General features: G+C 69.8%; 19 protein-coding genes. 13 read left to right on the top strand and 6 right to left on the bottom strand.

The window, feature by feature from the left end; genetic code table 11:
- Positions 1-36: 36 nt before the first annotated feature.
- From AB0I43_RS12825 to mnhG, 7 genes are read left to right on the top strand one after another with little or no spacing between them, the layout of a single operon-like run.
- Positions 37-1,362 (top strand): hypothetical protein, encoded by a 1,326-nt coding sequence (locus tag AB0I43_RS12825; protein WP_356979960.1) that lies wholly within the window; start codon positions 37-39, stop codon positions 1,360-1,362.
- A 36-nt stretch (positions 1,363-1,398) separates the two neighbouring features.
- Positions 1,399-4,353, top strand: a complete 2,955-nt coding sequence (locus tag AB0I43_RS12820; RefSeq protein WP_356979958.1) for a Na+/H+ antiporter subunit A — start codon at positions 1,399-1,401, stop codon at positions 4,351-4,353.
- Positions 4,350-4,733, top strand: coding sequence for a Na(+)/H(+) antiporter subunit C (locus tag AB0I43_RS12815; protein WP_356979956.1), 384 nt, complete (start codon positions 4,350-4,352; stop codon positions 4,731-4,733). The genes AB0I43_RS12820 and AB0I43_RS12815 overlap by 4 nt, the downstream gene beginning before the upstream one ends.
- Entirely contained in the window at positions 4,733-6,334 is a 1,602-nt protein-coding gene (locus tag AB0I43_RS12810; RefSeq protein WP_356980044.1) for a Na+/H+ antiporter subunit D, read from the top strand. Before AB0I43_RS12815 ends, AB0I43_RS12810 begins: the two co-directional genes overlap by 1 nt.
- Positions 6,331-6,864 (top strand): Na+/H+ antiporter subunit E, encoded by a 534-nt coding sequence (locus AB0I43_RS12805; protein ID WP_356979954.1) that lies wholly within the window; start codon positions 6,331-6,333, stop codon positions 6,862-6,864. Before AB0I43_RS12810 ends, AB0I43_RS12805 begins: the two co-directional genes overlap by 4 nt.
- Positions 6,861-7,121, top strand: coding sequence for a monovalent cation/H+ antiporter complex subunit F (locus AB0I43_RS12800; RefSeq protein ID WP_356979952.1), 261 nt, complete (start codon positions 6,861-6,863; stop codon positions 7,119-7,121). Before AB0I43_RS12805 ends, AB0I43_RS12800 begins: the two co-directional genes overlap by 4 nt.
- Entirely contained in the window at positions 7,118-7,459 is a 342-nt protein-coding gene (mnhG, locus tag AB0I43_RS12795) for a monovalent cation/H(+) antiporter subunit G (protein ID WP_356979951.1), read from the top strand. Before AB0I43_RS12800 ends, mnhG begins: the two co-directional genes overlap by 4 nt.
- A 55-nt stretch (positions 7,460-7,514) precedes the next feature.
- On the opposite strand, the gene AB0I43_RS12790 is transcribed toward mnhG, so the two are convergent.
- Positions 7,515-8,141 (bottom strand): TetR/AcrR family transcriptional regulator, encoded by a 627-nt coding sequence (locus AB0I43_RS12790; protein WP_356979950.1) that lies wholly within the window; start codon positions 8,139-8,141, stop codon positions 7,515-7,517.
- 144 nt (positions 8,142-8,285) lie between these two features.
- Here AB0I43_RS12790 and AB0I43_RS12785 point away from each other — a divergent pair, with 144 nt between their 5' ends.
- Genes AB0I43_RS12785 through AB0I43_RS12775 form a run of 3 tightly spaced genes read left to right on the top strand, consistent with a single transcriptional unit; the run spans position 8,286 to position 11,760 of the window.
- On the top strand, positions 8,286-10,202 hold the full coding sequence (locus AB0I43_RS12785) for an acyl-CoA dehydrogenase (RefSeq protein WP_356979948.1): 1,917 nt from the start codon (positions 8,286-8,288) through the stop codon (positions 10,200-10,202).
- A complete protein-coding gene (locus AB0I43_RS12780) occupies positions 10,202-11,131 on the top strand; it encodes an oxygenase MpaB family protein (protein ID WP_356979946.1) in 930 nt (309 codons plus the stop codon). The genes AB0I43_RS12785 and AB0I43_RS12780 overlap by 1 nt, the downstream gene beginning before the upstream one ends.
- Positions 11,132-11,178: 47 nt before the next feature.
- Positions 11,179-11,760, top strand: coding sequence for a Uma2 family endonuclease (locus tag AB0I43_RS12775; protein ID WP_356979944.1), 582 nt, complete (start codon positions 11,179-11,181; stop codon positions 11,758-11,760).
- Positions 11,761-11,770: 10 nt separating this feature from the next.
- Here AB0I43_RS12775 and AB0I43_RS12770 read toward each other — a convergent pair whose 3' ends face one another.
- From AB0I43_RS12770 to AB0I43_RS12750, 5 genes are all read right to left on the bottom strand, one after another.
- On the bottom strand, positions 11,771-13,117 hold the full coding sequence (locus tag AB0I43_RS12770) for a DUF5933 domain-containing protein (protein WP_356979942.1): 1,347 nt from the start codon (positions 13,115-13,117) through the stop codon (positions 11,771-11,773).
- Positions 13,118-13,170: 53 nt separating this feature from the next.
- On the bottom strand, positions 13,171-14,316 hold the full coding sequence (locus AB0I43_RS12765) for a glutamate--cysteine ligase (RefSeq protein WP_356979940.1): 1,146 nt from the start codon (positions 14,314-14,316) through the stop codon (positions 13,171-13,173).
- Positions 14,317-14,329: 13 nt separating this feature from the next.
- Positions 14,330-15,016 carry a superoxide dismutase family protein gene (locus AB0I43_RS12760; protein ID WP_356979939.1) on the bottom strand — a complete coding sequence of 229 codons (687 nt, stop codon included), beginning with the start codon at positions 15,014-15,016 and terminating at the stop codon, positions 14,330-14,332.
- 144 nt (positions 15,017-15,160) lie between these two features.
- Positions 15,161-15,763 (bottom strand): LytR C-terminal domain-containing protein, encoded by a 603-nt coding sequence (locus AB0I43_RS12755; RefSeq protein WP_356979937.1) that lies wholly within the window; start codon positions 15,761-15,763, stop codon positions 15,161-15,163.
- A 49-nt stretch (positions 15,764-15,812) separates the two neighbouring features.
- Positions 15,813-16,115, bottom strand: coding sequence for a DUF3263 domain-containing protein (locus AB0I43_RS12750; protein ID WP_356979935.1), 303 nt, complete (start codon positions 16,113-16,115; stop codon positions 15,813-15,815).
- A 197-nt stretch (positions 16,116-16,312) separates the two neighbouring features.
- Here AB0I43_RS12750 and AB0I43_RS12745 point away from each other — a divergent pair, with 197 nt between their 5' ends.
- From AB0I43_RS12745 to AB0I43_RS12735, 3 genes are read left to right on the top strand one after another with little or no spacing between them, the layout of a single operon-like run.
- Entirely contained in the window at positions 16,313-16,903 is a 591-nt protein-coding gene (locus AB0I43_RS12745; protein WP_356979933.1) for a peptide deformylase, read from the top strand.
- Between the two features lie 9 nt (positions 16,904-16,912).
- Positions 16,913-17,875 (top strand): GNAT family N-acetyltransferase, encoded by a 963-nt coding sequence (locus AB0I43_RS12740; protein WP_356979931.1) that lies wholly within the window; start codon positions 16,913-16,915, stop codon positions 17,873-17,875.
- A 33-nt stretch (positions 17,876-17,908) separates the two neighbouring features.
- The gene (locus AB0I43_RS12735) at positions 17,909-18,724 is read left to right on the top strand and encodes an exodeoxyribonuclease III (protein WP_356979929.1); all 816 of its coding nucleotides are present in this window, start codon (positions 17,909-17,911) and stop codon (positions 18,722-18,724) included.
- Positions 18,725-18,860: the final 136 nt, after the last annotated feature.

The following is an 18,860-nucleotide window of genomic DNA, read 5'->3' as shown; positions in this document are numbered from 1 at the left end:
CAGATTGACTGGGTAACCCGAGGTAAGTTCGGCTGCGTGCAACGGCGCAGCGAACTATTCGACGCGATCACGGCCTATCTCGGGGCCGGGGTCGCGGGCGTGACGCTGTTCCTGCCGATCACCTTCAGCTGGACCTTGAACAGCACGCCCTACCGAATCGCCAGTCTGGTCAACAGCGTGCCGCGCGGCGCCGCGATCGGCGTCATCGTGGCCGTGGCCGTCGCCGTGCTGATGCGCACCTTCGCCGGCCCGGCCGCGGCCTGGTGGTGGGCCTTCGCCGCCGCGCTCGCCCAGCTCGTGAACCACATTGTCGGTCAGCGAGTTTCCGCGCCGGAATTGCTGACCACGCAGAACTACGTGGATTCGGTGTGCGGCGGCGTGCTGCTGGGCGCCCTCGGCGCGGCCGCGCTGCGCTGCTGGCAATCCGGCCGCCAGGGCCCCGGTTTCGGGTTCGCGCTGGGCGGCGCGGGCACCTTCGTGATCGGCGACCTGGCCGACGTGCTCGACATTCGAGGCCACGACCCCTACGCCGTGCTGGAGACACCGCCGCGCACCCTGATCGCGATCGCCATCGTGTTCCTGTTCCTCAGCGCGATGCGCCATCGCACCGGGATCGGCCGGCCGCCGCCACCGGGCATCGCGGTGGAACTGCCGATCACCCCGATCCTCGGCGCGACCGTGCTCGCGCTGGGGATCCTCGCCATGTCCGAGTGGCTCTCACGGCAGTACACCGACAATCCGAGCGAGGGCGGGCACGGCGGCGAGATCGGCCTGGCGATCGCCGTGGTCGCGGTGGCCGCCCTGGCCGCGGCCCTGCTGCTGCCGGGACGCGACGGCATCGGTGTCCTGCTGGCCGTGCCGCTGGTCGCGGCCGCCGACACGCTCGGTGACACGCCGAGACCCTGGTGGCTGGTGCTGATCCTGCTCGCCGTGACCGCGGCGGGCATCGTGCTGGGCGCCCGCGGGCCCTCGGTCGCCGCGGCCGTGCTGGCGATCCTGGCGCTCGCGGCGTTCGGCATGGTCAACGCCGGGCACGAGACCGTGTGGAAGTACGGAATCGGCAGTGTCGCACTGGCGCTGATCGCCGGGTACTGCTGCGGCGTCGCGCGGCCGCACTACCCGCCCAGCGGCGTGCTCGCGGTCGCGGCGCTGTTCCTGCCGTCCCTGGTCACCGCGCTGCCGCAGCCGGATCGGATGTGGCCGGGCCGCCCGAGCATCCCCGAGGCGACCACGCCCGGCCGGGTGGCGGTGTTCTTGGCGATGTGCTGCGCGGCCGGTCTGCTGGTGCTGCACCGCGCCCGGCCCCGGCACAGACACGACGCGGCCGCGCCGGATCCGGCGTCGGCCGCCGAGGACCTCTGACATCCGCATTCTCTTCGACGACACGGAGCGCCCGGCTTGCTAGCCATCCTGATCGCACACGCTCTCGCCGCACTGGCGGCGCCGGCGTGCGTCCGGATGCTGGGCCGCAACGCTTTTCTCCTGCTCGCGGTGATCCCGTTCGGCTCGCTGCTGTGGGTGCTCGCGAATTGGGGCACGACCCAGCCGGTCCGGGTGACCTGGGCGCCCGCGATCGAGATGAACATCGATCTGCGCCTGGACACGCTGTCCACGATCATGGCCGCGCTGGTGCTCGGCATCGGCGCGCTGGTATTGCTGTACTGCGCACGGTATTTCGAGGACGACGAGGCCCGCCTCGGGGTCTTCGCCGCCCAGCTGGTGGCCTTCGCGGGCGCCATGTTCGGGCTGGTGTGCAGCGATAACATGCTGCTGCTCTACACCTTCTGGGAAACCACGACCGTGCTGTCGTTCCTGCTGGTCGGCCACCACGGCGCGCAGCCGGTGAGCCGGCGCGCGGCGATCCAGGCGCTGCTGGTGACCGGGGCGGGCGGGCTGGCCATGCTGGTCGGGATCGTGATCCTGGGGCAGCGCACCGGGTCCTACCTGCTCTCGGATCTGCTGGCCGCCGAACAGCCGCCGTCGGGCGTCGCGGTGCAGGTGGCGGTGGTGCTGATCCTGATCGGCGCGCTGAGCAAGTCGGCCATTGTGCCGCTGCACTTCTGGTTGCCCGGCGCGATGGCCGCGCCCACCCCGGTCAGCGCATACCTGCACGCCGCGGCGATGGTGAAGGCCGGGGTGTATCTGGTGGCGCGGCTGGCGCCGGTGTTCGCGACGAATCCGGTGTGGCATCCGATCGTGCTCACCCTCGGGCTGCTGTCGATGCTGCTGGCCGGGTGGCGAGCGCTCCAGGTGACGGACCTGAAGTTGCTGCTGGCCTTCGGCACGGTGAGCCAGCTCGGTTTCCTGGTCCTGCTGGTCGGGCTGGGCACGCCGGACGCCGCGCTGGCCGGGCTGGCGCTGCTGATCGCGCACGCGCTGTTCAAAGGCTGCCTGTTCATGGTGGTCGGCATCGTCGATCACTGTGCCGGGACCCGGGATCTGCGCCGGCTCTCCGGTCTCGGCCGCAAGGCCCCGCTGCTGGCCGGTGTCGCGGGACTCGCGGCGGCCAGCATGGCGGGATTGCCGCCACTGCTCGGTTTCGCCGGAAAGGAGAGCGCGCTCAGCGCGATCCTGGACGCGGAATCGCTGTCCACCTGGACGCGCAACACCCTGCTCGCCGGGGTGGTCGCCGCGTCCGCGCTGACCGTCGCCTACAGCATCCGGTTCGTCTGGGGCGCGTTCGGCGAGAAGCCCTGGCGGCCGACCCAGTCCTACGACGACGCCGAACCGGTGCGCTGGCACCCGGTCGACCCCTCCCGCACGCTCGGCGAATATCAGGAGCCGCGGCGCGCCCGGGTGCGCGCGCCGGATCCCGAGCGCGACGACACCCGGACCGGCGTGCGCTGGCACGAACCGGATCCGCTGTTCGTCACCTCGCCCGCCGTGCTGGCCGCGGGCGGGCTGCTCGGCGGACTGGCCACGCCGTGGCTGGGTCACGTGATCGAGCCGTACACGCTGACCCTGCCGGGATACGCCTACGGCAGCCTGGCGCTGTGGCACGGTGCCAACCTCGAATTGGTGCTCACCGCCATGGTTTTCCTGGTCGGCGCGACGCTGTTCGCCTACCGCTACGAGATCGCCGGCGCGGCGCACCACCGCCTCGGCAACGCCGACCGCGCCTACGACGCGACGCTGCGCGCGATGGACCGGCTCTCGCGCCGGATGACCGGCGCGGTGCAGCGCGGCTCACTTCCCCTGAGCCAGGCCACCATTCTGGGCACGCTGGTCGTGCTGCCGCTCGCGATGCTGCTGCTGGGCGCCCGGGACACGGTGCGGCTGCGCTGGTGGGACAGCCCGGGACAGCTGGCGGTCGGGGCGATCATGATGGCGATGGCGCTGGGCGCCACCGTCCTGCGTAACCGGCTGGCCAGCGTGCTGGTCGTCGGAGTGACCGGGTACGGGTGCGGCGTGCTGTTCGCGCTGCACGGCGCACCGGATCTGGCGCTCACCCAATTCCTGGTCGAGACGCTGACACTGGTCATCTTCGTGCTGGTGCTGCGCGCCTTCCCGGCCGAGATCGAGGACAGCCGCACCGCCGCCTACCGGCCGCACCGGATCGCCCTGGCGGTCCTGGTCGGCGTGACCGTGACGGTGCTCGCGGCCTTCGCCGCCGCCGGGCGCGCCACCGAACCGATCTGGCATCTGATCCCGGACGCCGCCTACCATCTCGGCGGCGGCAAGAACGCGGTCAACGTGCTGCTGGTGGATATTCGCGCCTGGGACACCCTGGGCGAGATCTCGGTGCTGATCGTCGCCGCCACCGGCGTCGCGTCGCTGGTGTTCCGGACCCGCCGATTCGGCAGCGCGCCGCGCGCGGTGGACGCGCCCGACTACGACCCGGACGCGGTGGCCTGGCTGCCCGCCGGGCGCCTGGTGGACCGCCGGGAACGGTCGATGGTCTTGCAGATCACCACCCGGCTGGTGTTCCCGACCATCATGGTGCTGTCGGTGTACTTCTTCTTCGCCGGGCACAACGCGCCCGGCGGCGGCTTCGCGGGCGGGCTCACCGCCGGGCTCGCGCTGACCCTGCGCTACCTGGCCGGTGGGCCCTACGAACTCGGTGAGGCGCTGCCGGTGGACGCGGGCCACGTCCTGGGCGCGGGCCTCACCCTGGCCGCGGGCACCGCCGCGACCTCGCTGGCCCTGGGCGCGCCGCCGCTGTCCTCGGCGATCCTGGAGTTCACGCTGCCGGTGGTCGGCCACGTGAAGCTGGTCACCGCGCTGTTCTTCGATCTCGGCGTCTATCTGATCGTGGTCGGCCTGGTGCTGGATGTGCTGCGCAGCCTGGGCGCGCGCCTGGACAAGGAACTCGGCGCGGACGAAACCACCACGGCGAAGGGCGGTCCGGCATGAGCGCCGATGTCACCCTGCTGCTGCTGATCGGCGTGCTGGTGGCGTGCGGGGTGTACCTGATCCTGGAGCGGGCCGTGTCCAAGATGCTGCTCGGCATGATCCTGTTCGGCAACGCCGTCAACCTGCTGATCATCACCGCGGGCGGACCGGACGGCGCGCCGCCGATCGTGGACTCCCCCGATGTCGTGCACACGGAGATGGCCGATCCGCTGGCGCAGGCCATGGTGCTCACCGCGATCGTGATCACCATGGGCCTGGCCGCTTTCGTGCTCGCGCTGGCCTACCGCTCCTACATCCTGACCACCTCCGAAGAGGTGGACAACGACCCCGAGGACGTCCAGGTGAGCCGGCGCCGCGAGGCCGAGGAGCCGGAAGAATGATCGCACTGTCCCCCGGCCTGCTGCCGATTCTCATTCCGCTGCCGGTGCTGATTCCGCTGCTCGGCGCGGCGGTGACGCTGGTCTTCGGGCAGCAGCGGATGATCCAGCGCTACATCACGCTGCTCGCGCTGGCCGCGGGCGTCGCGATCAGCGGCTGCATGCTGTACCTGACCGATCGGGACGGCACCGCGGTGGTGCAGGTCGGCGGGTGGGACACACCCATCGGCATCAGCCTGGTGGCCGACCGGCTCTCGGCGGCGATGCTGCTGGTCTCCTCCGTGGTGCTGCTGTGCGTCTCGGCCTACGGCTCCGGCCAGAACATCCGCGACGGCGACGACAAACAGCCCACCTCGATCTTCCGGCCCACGTATCTGGTTCTGACGGCGGGGGTTTCGGCGGCGTTCCTGGCCGGGGACCTGTTCAATCTGTTCGTCGGCTTCGAGATCCTGCTGGCCGCCTCGTTCGTGCTGCTGACCATCGGCGCGACCGCGGAACGGATCCGGGCCGGGGTGGCCTATGTGATGGTCTCGATGCTGTCGTCGCTGATCTTCCTGACCGGCATCGCGCTGGCCTACGCCTGCACCGGCACACTGAATCTCGCGCAGTTGGCGGTGCGGCTGGGCGATGCCCCGGACGGCATCCGCACCGCGGTCTACGCGGTGCTGCTGGTGGCGTTCGGGATCAAGGCCGCGGTGTTCCCGCTGTCGAACTGGCTGCCCGACTCCTACCCCACCGCGCCCGCGCCGGTGACCGCGGTGTTCGCCGGCCTGCTCACCAAAGTCGGTGTGTACGCGATCATCCGGACGCACGCGCTGCTCGCGCCGGACGGCCGCTTCGACACGGTGCTGCTGGTCTGCGGCCTGCTCACCATGCTGATCGGCATCTTCGGCGCGGTCGCGCAGAGCGACATCCGGCGACTGCTGTCCTTCACGCTGGTCAGTCACATCGGCTACATGGTGTTCGGCATCGGGCTGGCCACGGTGGCCGGGCTCGCGGGCGCGGTGTTCTATGTGGCGCACCACATTCTGGTACAGACCACGCTGTTCCTGACCGTCGGCCTGATCGAGCGGCAGGCCGGGTCGACCTCGCTGCGCCGCCTCGGCGGGCTGGCCGCGGCGAGTCCGTTGCTGGCCGTGCTGTTCCTGGTCCCCGCGTTGAATCTGGCTGGTATTCCGCCTTTTTCGGGCTTTATCGGCAAGGTGGCGCTGCTGCAAGCCGGTGCGATGGACGGCAGCGTGCTGGCCTGGATTCTGGTCGGTGGCGCGGTGCTCACCAGCCTGCTGACCCTGTACGTGGTCGCCGTGGTCTGGGCGAAAGCGTTCTGGCGGAACCGATCCGACGCTCCCGAGGGACACCTCGCCGCCGCCGGTGTGCCGACCCTGGTGGAGGAGAACGACGACGTGCTCTACGACGAGCGCACCGACCCCGGACGCGTACCGGCGCTGATGGTGCTGCCGACCGCGGCGCTGGCGCTGGCCGGGCTCGCGCTCACCGTCTTCGCCGGGCCGATCCTCGGCATCGCCGACCGCGCGGCCGCCGACCTGCACGATTCGGCCACCTACATCGTCGCGGTGCTGGGCGATCCGGGAGATTACCGATGAGCACCGATCGGGCCTTCGGCGTGCCGAAGTCGAGCATCCTGCGCGGCGGGCTGCTGATCTGGCTGGCGCTGGTCTACACCGCGCTCTGGGGCGATCTGAGCGTGGCCAACCTGCTCGCCGGACTCGTGATCGGCGCGGTCGTCATCTTCGCGCTGCCGCTGCCGCGCATGCCGGTGTTCGGCCGGCTGCATCTGCCCTCGCTGCTCCAATTGGCGGTCGCGAGTGTGTATTACGCGCTGGAATCGAGTTTCCAGGTGGCCTGGTTCGCGATCCGGCCCGCACCGCCGCCGGTGTCGGGGGTGCTGCGGGTCAACCTGAGCACCCGGTCGGATCTGGTGCTGGTGCTGTGCACCGATCTGCTGAACCTGATCCCCGGCACCATGGTGCTGGAGATCGATCGGCGGCGCTGCGCGGTGTACGTACACGTGCTCGACGTCAGCAGCGACGCGGCGGTGCAGAAGTTCTACCTGATCACCCGGCGGCTGGAACGGCTGCTGATCTCGGCCTTCGAACGGACGGTGGCCCGATGACGATCTTCGCCGTGATCGCGAGCGTGCTGCTGATCGCGGCCGCCGGGATCACCAGTTTCCGCATTCTGGCGGGCCCGAGCACGCTGGACCGGGTCGTCGGGATCGACTCGCTGATGGCCGTGGCCGCCTCGGGACTCGCGGTGTGGGCCGCCTACTCCCGCGACACCACCACGGTGCCCGCCATCGTCGCGCTGGCGCTGGTCGGCTTCCTCGGGTCGGCCGCGGTGACCCGCTTCCGAGTGCGGGACGACCGATGAACCTCGTCTTCGACATCGTCTCCGGGCTGCTCATCCTGACCGGCGCGCTGCTCGCCTTCACCGCGGCCATCGCCATCGTGCGCTTCCCGGACACCCTGACCCGCATGCACGCCGCCACCAAACCGCAGGTGATCGGCCTGATCCTGATCCTGATCGGCACCGCCATCCAGATCCGCGGCGACGGCCAGGCCTGGATGCTCGCACTCACCGGACTGTTCACCATGCTGACCGCGCCGGTCATCGCGCACCTGCTCGGGCGGACCGCCTACCGTGAGCAGGGCGACCGCGACGGCATGCTGCGCATCAACGAGCTGGGCGACGAGATCGAGCGGCTCTGAACCGACGCGGCCGTCAGCGCGAAGCCGCTGGGCGCCGGGCGAATCGAGCGATCGGTCAGGCTTGACGCAGCGCCCGGTAGACCGCGGCACCGACGAACGCGCCGAGCGTCCGCGGTGTCCACGCGCCGTCGTCGGCCAGTTGTGTGCGCACCGCGCCCTCGCCCGCCGAGACCCAGAGTTCCACCAGGACAGGCAATTTGCGCTCGGCGTCGGCGGTGCCCCAGGCGCGCAGCGTCGGGCGCAGCAGTTCGGTGCAGCGCGTGACGGCCAGCCGCCGGCCACGGCCGAACGAATCCGCCACGGCCGGATCGGGATTGCCGTACAGCAGCCGCCAGGAATCCGGGCGGGCGGCGGCGATCTCCAGCAGCATCTGGAAGCCCTCGACGAACACCGTCTCCCCGGCGTCGACCGCGCGCCGCGGCGTCGCCTCGAGCAGACCGCTGATCAGGTGCTCCTCCTCGCGGGCGATCAGTTCCTGGATCAGCTCCACGCGGTCGGCGAAGCAGGCGTAGACGACCGGGCGGGTCACCTGCATGGCCTCGGCGACCGCGGCGATGGTGACCGCGGCGATGCCGTGCTCGACCGCGATCGCGAGGGCGGTGTCGAGCACCTGCGGGCGGCGCCGCTGCGGCCCCAGATGCTGCGCCCGCTGCCGCGGCGCCACGGCCTGATCGCTACCCATGCGAACCAACATAGCAGCGTCGCGGGCGGGTTCTCGCAGGTCCAGCCGCCTACGGCAACATTTCCTACATTGATGAACAATAATGCTACAGTCGCGAATGAAGTCGCTCGTGCCCGCGGCTGGACCACGCGCTAGGAGTCACCGATGACCTTGTTCAACCCGAAGACCTGTGAGTTCGCCGAATTCGACGCGGAGACCCGCCGCCTGCTGCGCGCCACCGTCGACTGGTTCGAGACCCGCGGCAAGGCCGCGCTCAAGCACGACGACCGGGAACGAATCTGGTACGCGGACTTCCTGGATTTCGTGAAGCGGGAGCGGGTGTTCGCCACCTTCCTCACCCCGGCCGCGCAGGCCGGCGGCGATCCGAACAAGCGCTGGGACACCGGCCGCATCGCCATGATGAGCAAGATCCTCGGCTTCTACGGCATGTCCTACTGGTACGTCTGGCAGGTCACCATCCTCGGGCTGGGCCCGATCTGGCAGAGCGACAACGCCACGGCGAAGGCCAAGGCGGCGGCGCTGCTGGACTCCGGCGAGATCTTCGCCTTCGGCCTCTCCGAGAAGGAGCACGGCGCCGACGTCTACTCCACCGACATGGTCCTCGAACCCGCGCCCGGCGGCGGCTACACCGCGACCGGCAGCAAGCATTACATCGGCAACGGCAACCTGGCCGCCATGGTCTCGGTGTTCGGCCGGCGCGCCGACAAGCCGATCATCGACAGCGCCACGGCACTGGAAAGCAAACCGACACAGGACGATTACGAGGGGTATCTGTTCTTCGTCGCCGACAGCCGGCACCCGGACTACCAGCTGCGGCGCAATGTCGTCGACAGCCAGATGTATGTCGCCGCTTTCGATCTGGAGCGGTACCCGGTGGCCGAGGAGGACATCCTGCACCGGGGCGAGGCCGCGTTCCACGCCGCGATGAACACCGTCAACGTCGGCAAGTTCAACCTCGGCTTCGGCGCGATCGGCGCCTGCGAGCACGCCTTCCACGAGGCCATCAACCACGCCGACAACCGAATCCTGTTCGGGCACCGGGTCACCGAGTTCCCCCAGGTGCAGGCGCTGGTCACCGATTCCTACGCGCGCCTGATCGCGATGAAACTCTACAGCGAGCGCGCCATCGACTACCTGCGCACGGCCTCCCCCGAAGACCGGCGCTACCTGCTGTTCAACGCGATCGAGAAGATGAGCGTCACCCGGCAGGGGCAGCGCGTCATCGAGGACCTCGCCGACGTGATCGCCGCGCGCGGTTTCGAGAACGACATGTACTTCCCGATGGCGATGCTCGGCCTGTTCGGCCTGCCGCGGCTGGAGGGCACGGTGCACGTCAACATGGCGCTGTCGCTGAAGTTCATGGCCAACTACATGTTCCACCCCAGCGACGCCGGGCTCGCCGCGCTGCGCTACCTGCCCGGTGCGGGCGCGGCGCCCAAGGGCGCGGTGCGCGCGGTGTCCGGCGCGCTGAGCTGGTCCAGCCGCAAGCTCACGCCGCGCGCGAGTAGCGCTGTGCCGCAGCTGCGTTCGGAGTTCGCGAGCGCGCGGCACCCCTGGGTGCCGACCCGGCGCGACGCGGCCGACGACGAATTCCTGTTCCGGCAGGGCCCGAGTTCGGGGCTGGGGCGGATCCGATTCCGGGACTGGCGGCCGGTGTTCGAGAAGTTCGCCCACGTGCCGAATGTGGCGGTGTTCACCGAGCAGGCGCGCGCCTTCCAGGCGCTGCTGGCCGCCGCCGCGCCGACGGCCGCGCAGCAGCGCGACGTCGATTTCCTGTTCGCGCTGGGCGAGCTGTTCACCGCGCTGCCCTACGCGCAGCTGGTGCTGGAGCAGGCCGAGATCGAGGGCACCGAGGTCGCGGTACTGGACCAGATCTTCGACGGCTTCGTGCGCGAGTTCGCCAAGAACGCGCTCACCCTGCACACCAAGCCCGCCGCGACCAAGGCCCAGCAGACCCGCGCGCTGGATCTGGTGCGCCGGCCGGTGGCCGACCGCACCCGCTTCGAGCAGGTCTTCGCGCGCGCTCGCGCCGAGGCCGGCGCCTACGAAATGAACCCGTGATGACTCGCCCACAATTCGACGCACCCGCCCGCACCATCCGCGAGGTCGACTACGGGTTCTTCGGGCCGGAATCGCCCACCTGGAAGGTGTGGACGGCGCCGACCGCGGTGATCGGTTTCCAGCGCGCCGTGGTGCTCGAGCACTTCGACCCCGATCTGACCGCCGCCGTCGCCGACGTGCAGGGCATCTACAAGGATCCGAAGGGCCGCCTCGACCACACCTTCGCCTACTTCCTGATCGCGGCCGTCGCCGACAGCCGGATGGCGATCGAGGCGTCCGAGCATCTGATGCGGGTGCACGCGCAGGCCACCGGGATCGAGCCGATCAGCGGCAAGCGCTACAGCGCCAACAATCCCGCCTCGCAGCTGTGGATCCATGTCACCGGCTGGCATTCGGTGCTCAAGTGCTACGAGGTCTACGGGCCCGGCCCGCTGAGTCCCGAAGAGGAACAGCGGTATTGGGCCGAGTGCGTCGTCGCGGCCGAATTGCAGACCTGCAAACCGGCCGACGTCCCGGCCTCGCGCGCCCAGGTGCGCGAGTACTTCGCCGCGGTGCGCCCGAAGCTGTGCAGTTCCGAGCGCGCCCACCGCGGCATGCACTACCTGCTGCACACCCCGCGCGACCGCGGCTTCAAACTCTGGGCGGGCAGCCGCCTGGTCGCCCCCGCCGCCATCGCCACCCTCCCCGCCTGGATGCGCGTCACCGGCGGCTTCGACCACCCCGCCCTCGTCGACCGCGCCTACCGCCCCGCGGTCCGCGCCGCCGTCAAAGCCCTCGCCAACGAATCCGCCAAACAGGCCGTCCTCGGCAACTTCCTGGGCCCCATGACCGCCCGCCTCTACGCCGAACACCTAGCAGCCCCCACCCCCGCCAACCCGACCACCATCACCCCCGCCGAAGCCCGCACCCGCTACGGCCGCACCGGCTGAAACCCGATTCGAACGCGGCCCGTCCAGGCCGTTGATACCGTGCGGACATGACCGCGGCGCACGAAAGGCTAATGACGACAGGCGAGTTCGAGGCCCTCGCTCGCGCCGCGGACCATATCGGTGAAGGCGTCGAACTGGAATTCATCGGAGGGCAGCTCGCGGCGAAGGCCCGGCCGGACGGGAACCACAGCCGCATCATCCAATGGTTGATCCGTATGTTCCTCTCGGATCGGCCAGAGGTGTTCCTGACGCCCCGAGTGGGAATACAGGTCGGCAGCAGCCGAACTGATCGCGCGCGGCCGGATGCCGTGCTGGCAGCCTCCCACGCCTTCGCCGGTCAAGGCGAATGGTCCGATCCCAGTCCGGTTCTGCTGGCGGTCGAGATCACCTCGAATGATCAGAACACTGAATATCGGGACCACCGGGACAAGCCGCACGCCTACGCGGCGACCGGCATCCCCGTCTACCTGCTGATTGATCGCCGGCTCGGTGAGATGACGACCTTCAGTGAACCGACGCCGCGCCGCTACGGCAGAAGGGTGACGGTCCCGATCGGGTGCACGCTTACACTGCCCGATCCGGTCGATGTCGAAATGGACACCGAACCTCTGAAGAACTGGGTGCGCTAGCCGACTCGGCTCAGGCGGCGACCGGGGCGGGGGTGTCGCGGTGGGCGAACCAGGTGGCGTGGAAGGCGGCGGCTATGCCGGCCAGGGCGGCGAGGACGATGGTGCCGGCGAGGACGGGGTATTGGGCCATGGGGACGGCCAGGAAGCGGTAGGACAGGAGCAGGGTCGCGAAGACGGTGGCGCCGGCGGCGACCAGGCGGACGCGGAACCAGCCCCAGCCGCGTTCGGGCTCGCGCAGGGCGGATTCGACGGTCAGGCAGAGGACGGCGCCGGCGACCAGGTCGACTCCGTAGTGGTAGCCGAAGCCGAGGGTGGCGGCGAGGGTGCCGAAGAGCCAGAACGAACCCATGAAACGGAGCCAGCCGGGTGCGCGGGCGCCGGTGAGATCGCGGCGGGTGTGCAGGAAGACCGACAGCGCCCACGCGGTGTGCATAGAGGGCATGCAGTTGCGCGGGGTGTAATCGTCGAAGGCCAGCTCCGCGGGATTGCGGTCGAGCGGCGGCAGCACGCCGGGCCAGTAGTTGCCCAGCTGCAGACCGTGCCCGTCGGCGCCGAAGGCGAACATCGGGCCGACCACCGGGAACAGCACATAGAACACGGGCCCGATCAAGCCGAGCACCAGGAAGGTGCGCACCAGATAGTGCGAGGGCCAGCGCCCGGAGTCGGTGACCCGGCGCAACTGCCACACCGCGACCACGATCGCCGCGACCGGCAACTCGATGTAGACCCAGTGCAGCACGGCCGAAACGGCCGGGCCGAGCGCGTCCAGCACCCGCCCCATCACCCAGGACGGATCGCCCAGCGCGTGATCGGCCAGGATGACGTACTCGTCGAGCACCCCGGGCCGCGCCATGGTGGTGACGTGCAGCCAGACATCGCCCACCTTGGTGGCGAGGATCAGCAGCGCGCCCAGCGCCGCGGCGTGCAGCGCGTTCCTGCGCTCCGCACCGTCCCACCGCCACCAGGCCAGCACCGCGATCGCGGTGAGCACGATGACCGGGCCGTTGCCCACGCTGAACGGCCCACCGGCCAGCAGCCGCAGCACGGCGCACACCGCGTCGATGGCGACGGCGGCCCCGACCGCGATGATCCGCCGGCGCATGGGCAAGCCCACCAGCGCGAGCACCAGCCCGGCCCACGGCACCGTCATCGACTTGGGGGTGCCCGCGTAGTCCTGCCAGATGCTCTGCAGCGGCCCCTGGAAGCCCTGCCACGACGCGATCACCTGTAAAACGATCAGCAGTACGGGAACGGCGGAAACGCCTGCGGTGACCCAGATCCGGGAGCGCGGCACGGTAGGCCGCTGCGCCACACTTCCGGCACCGGAACCTGGATCCTCGACTAGCACGTCGACCATAGTAAACGGCCGATGAACGTCAGCCCCCTGCGCGACTGAACGGGAGGAGCGCTCTAGGTGTCGAGCTCCTTGACCAGCGAGTCCACCACGGCCACCAGATCGCCCTGCGCCGCGGCCGCGACCTTGCGCTGACGCTGGTAGGAGGCGCCCCGCGCCGGAATCTCGGCGACCGAGGCCAGCTCGTCCGCGCAGCCGAGCTGCTTGGCGGTCGGCTCCAGCCGGTTCAGCAGTTCCGCCAGATCATCGGTGACCAGCCGCTCGTTGCTGTCGGCGTCGACGATGACGATGGCGTCCAGCCCGTAGCGCGCCGCCCGCCACTTGTTCTCCTGCACATGCCACGGCGGCAGCGAGGGTAGCTGTTCGCCGGCCTCGAGCCGCCGGTCCAGATCGACGACGAGGCAGTGGATGAGCGCGGCCATCGCGGCCAGCTCGGTCTTGGTGGAGATGCCGTCGCAGACGCGCACCTCGATGGTGCCCCACTTGGGCGCGGGCCGGATGTCCCAGTGCATGCCGCCGAGCTGCTCGAACACGCCCGTCTTGAGCTGGTCGTGCACGAAGCCCTCGAACTGCGGCCAGTCCTCGAACTGGAACGGCAGGCCCGCGGTGGGCAGCTGCTGGAACATCAGCGTCCGGTTGCTGGCGTAGCCGGTGTCCGAGCCCGCCCACATCGGCGAGGACGCCGACAGCGCGAGCAGATGCGGGTAGGACAGCAGCAGCGAGTTCAGGATCGGGAAGACCTTGTCCCGGTGCGAGACTCCGACGTGCACGTGCACGCCCCAGATCATCATCTGGCGGCCCCACCACTGGGTGCGCTCGATCAGCTCGTCGTAGTGCTCGGAGCGGGTCAGCTGCTGGGCCGACCACTGGGCGAAGGGATGGGTGCCCGCGCAGAACAGGTCGACGCCGAGCGGGTCGGCGGCGCGGCGCACCGTGTCCATGGTGCCGCGCAGATCGTCCACGGCGCCCGCGACGGTGTCGTGCACCCCGGTGACGAGTTCGACGGTGTTGCGCAGCAACTCCTTGGTGATCTGCGGGGTGCCGTCGTGGGCCCGCAGATCACCGACCGCGTCGAAGACCGCCGAGGCGGTGTTGGAGAGATCGCGCGTCACCTTGTCGACGAGGGCGATCTCCCATTCGATCCCGATCGTGGGCCGGGGTGAACCTTTGAACGGTACGTTCGCGCTCTGTGCCCCGGCCATGTCGCCACCTTCGTTACTGGATCACGCCGCAGGCGACGCGGTCGCCCGCATCACCCGTCGCGAGCGTGTTCTGGTCCGGTCCAGCGGCGCCGTTGGCCTGGAGATAACGGTTGGGAATGTTCCCGAAGTTGTCCGCGTCGGCGTGGATCATCAGGGCCTTGCCCTTGATGTCTTCCAGCGTGATCGCGTCGGTGGTGGTGACCAGCTTGGCGGCGCCGTCCGAGCGCACCTCGAGCGAGGTCAGGTCGCCGCTGGCCGGGTGCGAGTTGGCGTTGCCGACCTGCAGGTGGCCGCCTGCGGACAGGAACGCGCCCGCCGGGCCGCCGGTCGGGGCGACCGAGTTCGGCTCGCACTTGCCGACCGAGTGGATGTGCAGACCGTGGAAGCCGGGCTTGAGACCGCGGGCTTCGATGGTGAGCTGCAGGTGGTTCCCGTCCTTGACGATGTTCGCCGTGCCGACCGCGCTGCCGGCGGGATCCTTGAGCTCGACCTTGTAGCCCGAGCTGGCGTGCGCGCTGCCTGTCTCCGCGCCCGGATCACTCGTGGCCGGGGCGTCGGCGCCGGTCCACACCGGCGGGGTGGTTCCCTTCACGTCGCTCGATTCCTGGCTGTTCGTACAGGCAGCGAGGCCGAAGACCGCGACCGCAAGCACCGGGGTCACAGTCCGCCAGGACGGGCGACGAGTTGTGGACGGGGCCATTGGGGGAACTCCTTCGCGAGTACCGAAATTTTACGAGTAAAGCTGGGTGGACACGTTCGTTACCGGTCAAGATGATGCCACGCCCGTCGTGTCTCACCGTGCAGGGGCCGTGTCACCCGCGCTTCGTTTCGTGGTGCCTGGTGTTCAGTTACCCGTCAAAATGACGACCACACCCGCGCCGGAGTCGATTCCCGCCGTTTTCGGCTCGGCGCCGACTCCGAGCTCGTTCGCGATCTGCAGCGCGGCTTCCTTCTCCCCGGCCGTATTCCCGTAGTACACGGTGGTTTTCGCGATCGTGCCGCCGGCGTAATTGCCCGGCGAGACGTTCGTCCAGCCGTTGGCGGTGAGCTCCGCGGCGGTGGTGGCGGCCAGGCCCGCGACCAGGCTGTTGTTCAGAACGCGCACGGGCACAGCACGATTCACCGTGGGAGCCGGAGGCGGCGGCGGTGGCGCCGTCGTGGTGGGCGCCGGCGGTGTGGTCGTGGGCGGCACTGTGGTGGACGTCACCGCAGAGGTCTCCGCGCCGGTGCCGGCCGCGACGGTGGAGGGCGCGGTCGAGCGCGGCGCCGTGGTGGTCGCCGGGGGCACCGCTTTCGGTGTGCTGGACGGCGTTTCGGCCACCGTGCCGGAGTCGGAATTGGACAGCGACATGGCGCCGAGCCCGGCGAACACGATGGCCAGCGCGATCAACACCATCGCCAGCGCGCGCAACGGGGGCCCGCCGGAGGTGGGATTGGGGGAACTCACGTCCACGACCCTAGCCGCAGTTCAGCTTTGACGAACGCAACCCGGGTTGTCATACCTGAAATCCGAGGCGGCGGGCGGCTCTGGCCTTCTGCCGGCTGGCGCGCAATCGGCGCAGCCGCTTCACCAGCATCGGGTCGGCGGCGAGCGCCTCGGGCCGGTCGACGACCGCGTTCAGCACCTGGTAGTAGCGGGTGGGCGAGAGCGAGAACAGCTCGCGGATGGCCTCTTCCTTGGCGCCCGCGTATTTCCACCACTGTCGCTCGAAGGCCAGGATGTCGAGCTCGCGACGACTGAGGCCGCTGCTCTCCCCCTCGGTTACCGTCTCGAGATTCCGAGCCGCTGCGCCGTCCATCCTGCTCCCTCGCCGAGTTACCACCAGACGAAAATGGTGCCGTTACGTCGCGGATCATTCAACCACGCGCGCCCGGGGTACTAGGGCCTCGAACCCGGCGTGTTGGTTACCCCACGGTCAGCGGCGTGTCCGGGACCCCGCGAGCGCCCGGCCTCCGCCCCGGAGGCGCGCCGGCGCACCGGTTAGGCTTGTTTCCCATGGCAGTCCTCCCCATCGTGATCGTCGGTGACCCCGTTCTGCACAACCCGACCGAACCGGTTACCCAGACACCGGAGGAACTGGCGGAGTTGATCGCGGACATGTACGAGACGCTCGACGTCTCCAACGGCGTCGGCCTCGCCGCCAACCAGGTCGGGGTGCCGCTGCGGCTGTTCGTCTACGACTGCCCCGACATCGCCGACGACGGCACCGCCACCCGCCGCAAGGGCGCGGTGATCAACCCGGTGCTGGAGACCTCCGCGATCCCCGAGACCATGCCGGACCCGGAGGACGACGACGAGGGCTGCCTGTCGGTCCCCGGCTTCCAGTTCCCCACCGGCCGCGCCGACTGGGCCCGGGTCACCGGCACCGACGAGCAGGGCAATCCGGTCGACATCGAGGGCAAGGGCTTCTTCGCCCGCATGCTGCAGCACGAGGTCGGGCACCTGGACGGCTTCCTGTACGTGGACGTGCTGGTCGGCCGCAACGCGCGGGCGGCGAAGAAGGCCATCAAGCGGGAAGGCTGGGGCACACCGGGTCTCAGCTGGATCCCGGGGACCGTGCCGGACCCCTTCGGCCACGACGACTGAATTGGATAGATGACAACTGAACCCGCGATCCCGCTCGGCGCCCGGGTGGTCCTGCGCTACCGGCTGCCCGCCGGGTCGACGCCGCCGCTGACCGACGTGATCGGCGAACTGGTGGCGCTGGATCCGGTGACGATCAGAGTCGGCGACGATCAGCACGTGTCGGTGCCGGCCGAGCAGGTCGTCGCCCTCAAGGCCCTGGGGCCCAGACCGATCAGAACCCGGGAGATCCGCGCGCTGGAAACGGCGGCGGCCGACGGCTGGCCCGGCGAGCGGCAGCAGTGGATCGACGGCTGGCTGCTGCGGGCCGGGCGGGGCTACACCCACCGCGCCAATTCGGCCGCGCCGCTGGGCCGTTCCGGGGAGCCCGCGGTGCTGGCGGCGGAGACGCTGCACCGCATCGCCGAGTGGTACGCCGATCAGGGCCTGCCGTTCCAGCTGCTGCTGCCCGATCGCCTGGCGCCGGTCCCGCAGGGCTGGCGCACCTGGAACGAGACCGTCGTGCTGGGCATCGACATCGACAATTTCGTGCTCCCGCAGGGCCCGCCGATGGTGCGCACGGTCTCCGAGCCGGACACCGCCTGGCTGGATCTGCACCGCTACCGGGGCGAGAATCCGGCGCTGCTGGCGGTGCCGCGCCAGCCGGTGCCCGAGGTACTGACCGCGGTGCGTGACGGCAAGGTCGGCTTCGCCGCGCTGGGCGTGCCCGACCCGATCGCCATCGGGCGGGCCGCGGTCACCACCGCGCCGGACCTGCGCCGCTGGGTCGGCGTGAGCTGCCTCGCGGTGCAGTCGGCGCATCGTAGGCACGGGCTGGGCGCGCTGGTGTGCGCCGAACTGATCCGCTGGGGTCATGCCCGGGGCGCCACCCACGCCTACGTGCAGGTGGCGGCCGACAATCCCGCGGCGCTGGCGCTGTATCGCGATCTGGGTTTCCTCGAGCACCACTCCTACCGGTACGCGGCGCCCCGGTAACTCCCCGAATACGATTCCGAAAGAAGGCTTTTCGTGCGCTTGGCGACCTGGAACGTCAATTCCGTCCGCTCCCGGATCGACCGGGTGGCGCAGTTCCTGGATCGCCAGGACATCGACGTGCTGGCGTTGCAGGAGACCAAGTGCCGCGACGACCAGTTCCCGTTCGAGCGCTTCGACGAACTCGGCTACGAGGTGGCCCACCTGGGCGTCAACCAGTGGAACGGCGTGGCGATCGTCTCCCGGGTGGGCCTGGCCGACGTCGAGCCGGCGTTCCCGGGACAGCCGGGTTTCGACAAGGACGCCGGGGAGTCGCTGATCAGCGCGCCGGTGGTGGAGTCGCGGGCGCTCGGGGCCACCTGCGGCGGCGTGCGGGTGTGGAGCCTCTACGTGCCCAACGGCCGCACGCTCACCGATCCGCACTATGCCTACAAGCTGGAATGGCTTGCCGCCCTGCGTAAGTCGGCGACCGACTGGGTGACGGCGGATCCGGCGGCCAAGGTGGCGCTGGTCGGCGACTGGAACATCGCGCCGCGCGACGAGGACGTCTGGTCGATGGACTTCTTCGCGGGCAGAACCCATGTCTCGCAACCGGAACGCGAGGCGTTCCAGGCCTTCCTGGACAGCGGCTACGCCGATGTCATGCGTCCGTTCGCGCCCGGGCCGGGCGTCTACACCTATTGGGATTACACCCAATTGCGCTTCCCGCGCCGTGAGGGAATGCGCATCGATTTCATCCTCGCCTCGGCGGCGCTGGCCGCCACGGCGAAGGAGGCCGGGGTCGACCGCGAGGAGCGCAAGGGCAAGGGCGCCAGCGATCACGCGCCGGTGATCGCGGAGTTCACCGACTGACACAGCGGCTGGAACCGGCCGACAATACGTGGCAGTTGATAGGCAAATATTCGAGTTATAGGCCGGAAATCTGACGGATTGCCAGCCTGGCCGTCGATATGCTGACAGATTTCGGAGCCGCTCACTACCATGCGGG

This window comes from Nocardia sp. NPDC050435, assembly GCF_040655395.1.
GTDB lineage: Bacteria > Actinomycetota > Actinomycetes > Mycobacteriales > Mycobacteriaceae > Nocardia.
This window is presented reverse-complemented; position numbering and strand designations above follow the sequence as displayed.

Bases quoted from the DNA above. Each gene is read 5' to 3' on its own strand.
- AB0I43_RS12790 (WP_356979950.1), bottom strand. From the start codon at position 8,141: ATGGGTAGCGATCAGGCCGTGGCGCCGCGGCAGCGGGCGCAGCATCTG.
- AB0I43_RS12785 (WP_356979948.1), top strand. From the start codon at position 8,286: ATGACCTTGTTCAACCCGAAGACCTGTGAGTTCGCCGAATTCGACGCG.
- AB0I43_RS12740 (WP_356979931.1), top strand. From the start codon at position 16,913: ATGACAACTGAACCCGCGATCCCGCTCGGCGCCCGGGTGGTCCTGCGC.
- AB0I43_RS12745 (WP_356979933.1), top strand. From the start codon at position 16,313: ATGGCAGTCCTCCCCATCGTGATCGTCGGTGACCCCGTTCTGCACAAC.
- AB0I43_RS12750 (WP_356979935.1), bottom strand. From the start codon at position 16,115: ATGGACGGCGCAGCGGCTCGGAATCTCGAGACGGTAACCGAGGGGGAG.
- AB0I43_RS12775 (WP_356979944.1), top strand. From the start codon at position 11,179: ATGACCGCGGCGCACGAAAGGCTAATGACGACAGGCGAGTTCGAGGCC.
- AB0I43_RS12780 (WP_356979946.1), top strand. From the start codon at position 10,202: ATGACTCGCCCACAATTCGACGCACCCGCCCGCACCATCCGCGAGGTC.
- AB0I43_RS12770 (WP_356979942.1), bottom strand. From the start codon at position 13,117: ATGGTCGACGTGCTAGTCGAGGATCCAGGTTCCGGTGCCGGAAGTGTG.
- AB0I43_RS12805 (WP_356979954.1), top strand. From the start codon at position 6,331: ATGAGCACCGATCGGGCCTTCGGCGTGCCGAAGTCGAGCATCCTGCGC.
- mnhG (WP_356979951.1), top strand. From the start codon at position 7,118: ATGAACCTCGTCTTCGACATCGTCTCCGGGCTGCTCATCCTGACCGGC.
- AB0I43_RS12815 (WP_356979956.1), top strand. From the start codon at position 4,350: ATGAGCGCCGATGTCACCCTGCTGCTGCTGATCGGCGTGCTGGTGGCG.
- AB0I43_RS12760 (WP_356979939.1), bottom strand. From the start codon at position 15,016: ATGGCCCCGTCCACAACTCGTCGCCCGTCCTGGCGGACTGTGACCCCG.
- AB0I43_RS12765 (WP_356979940.1), bottom strand. From the start codon at position 14,316: ATGGCCGGGGCACAGAGCGCGAACGTACCGTTCAAAGGTTCACCCCGG.
- AB0I43_RS12800 (WP_356979952.1), top strand. From the start codon at position 6,861: ATGACGATCTTCGCCGTGATCGCGAGCGTGCTGCTGATCGCGGCCGCC.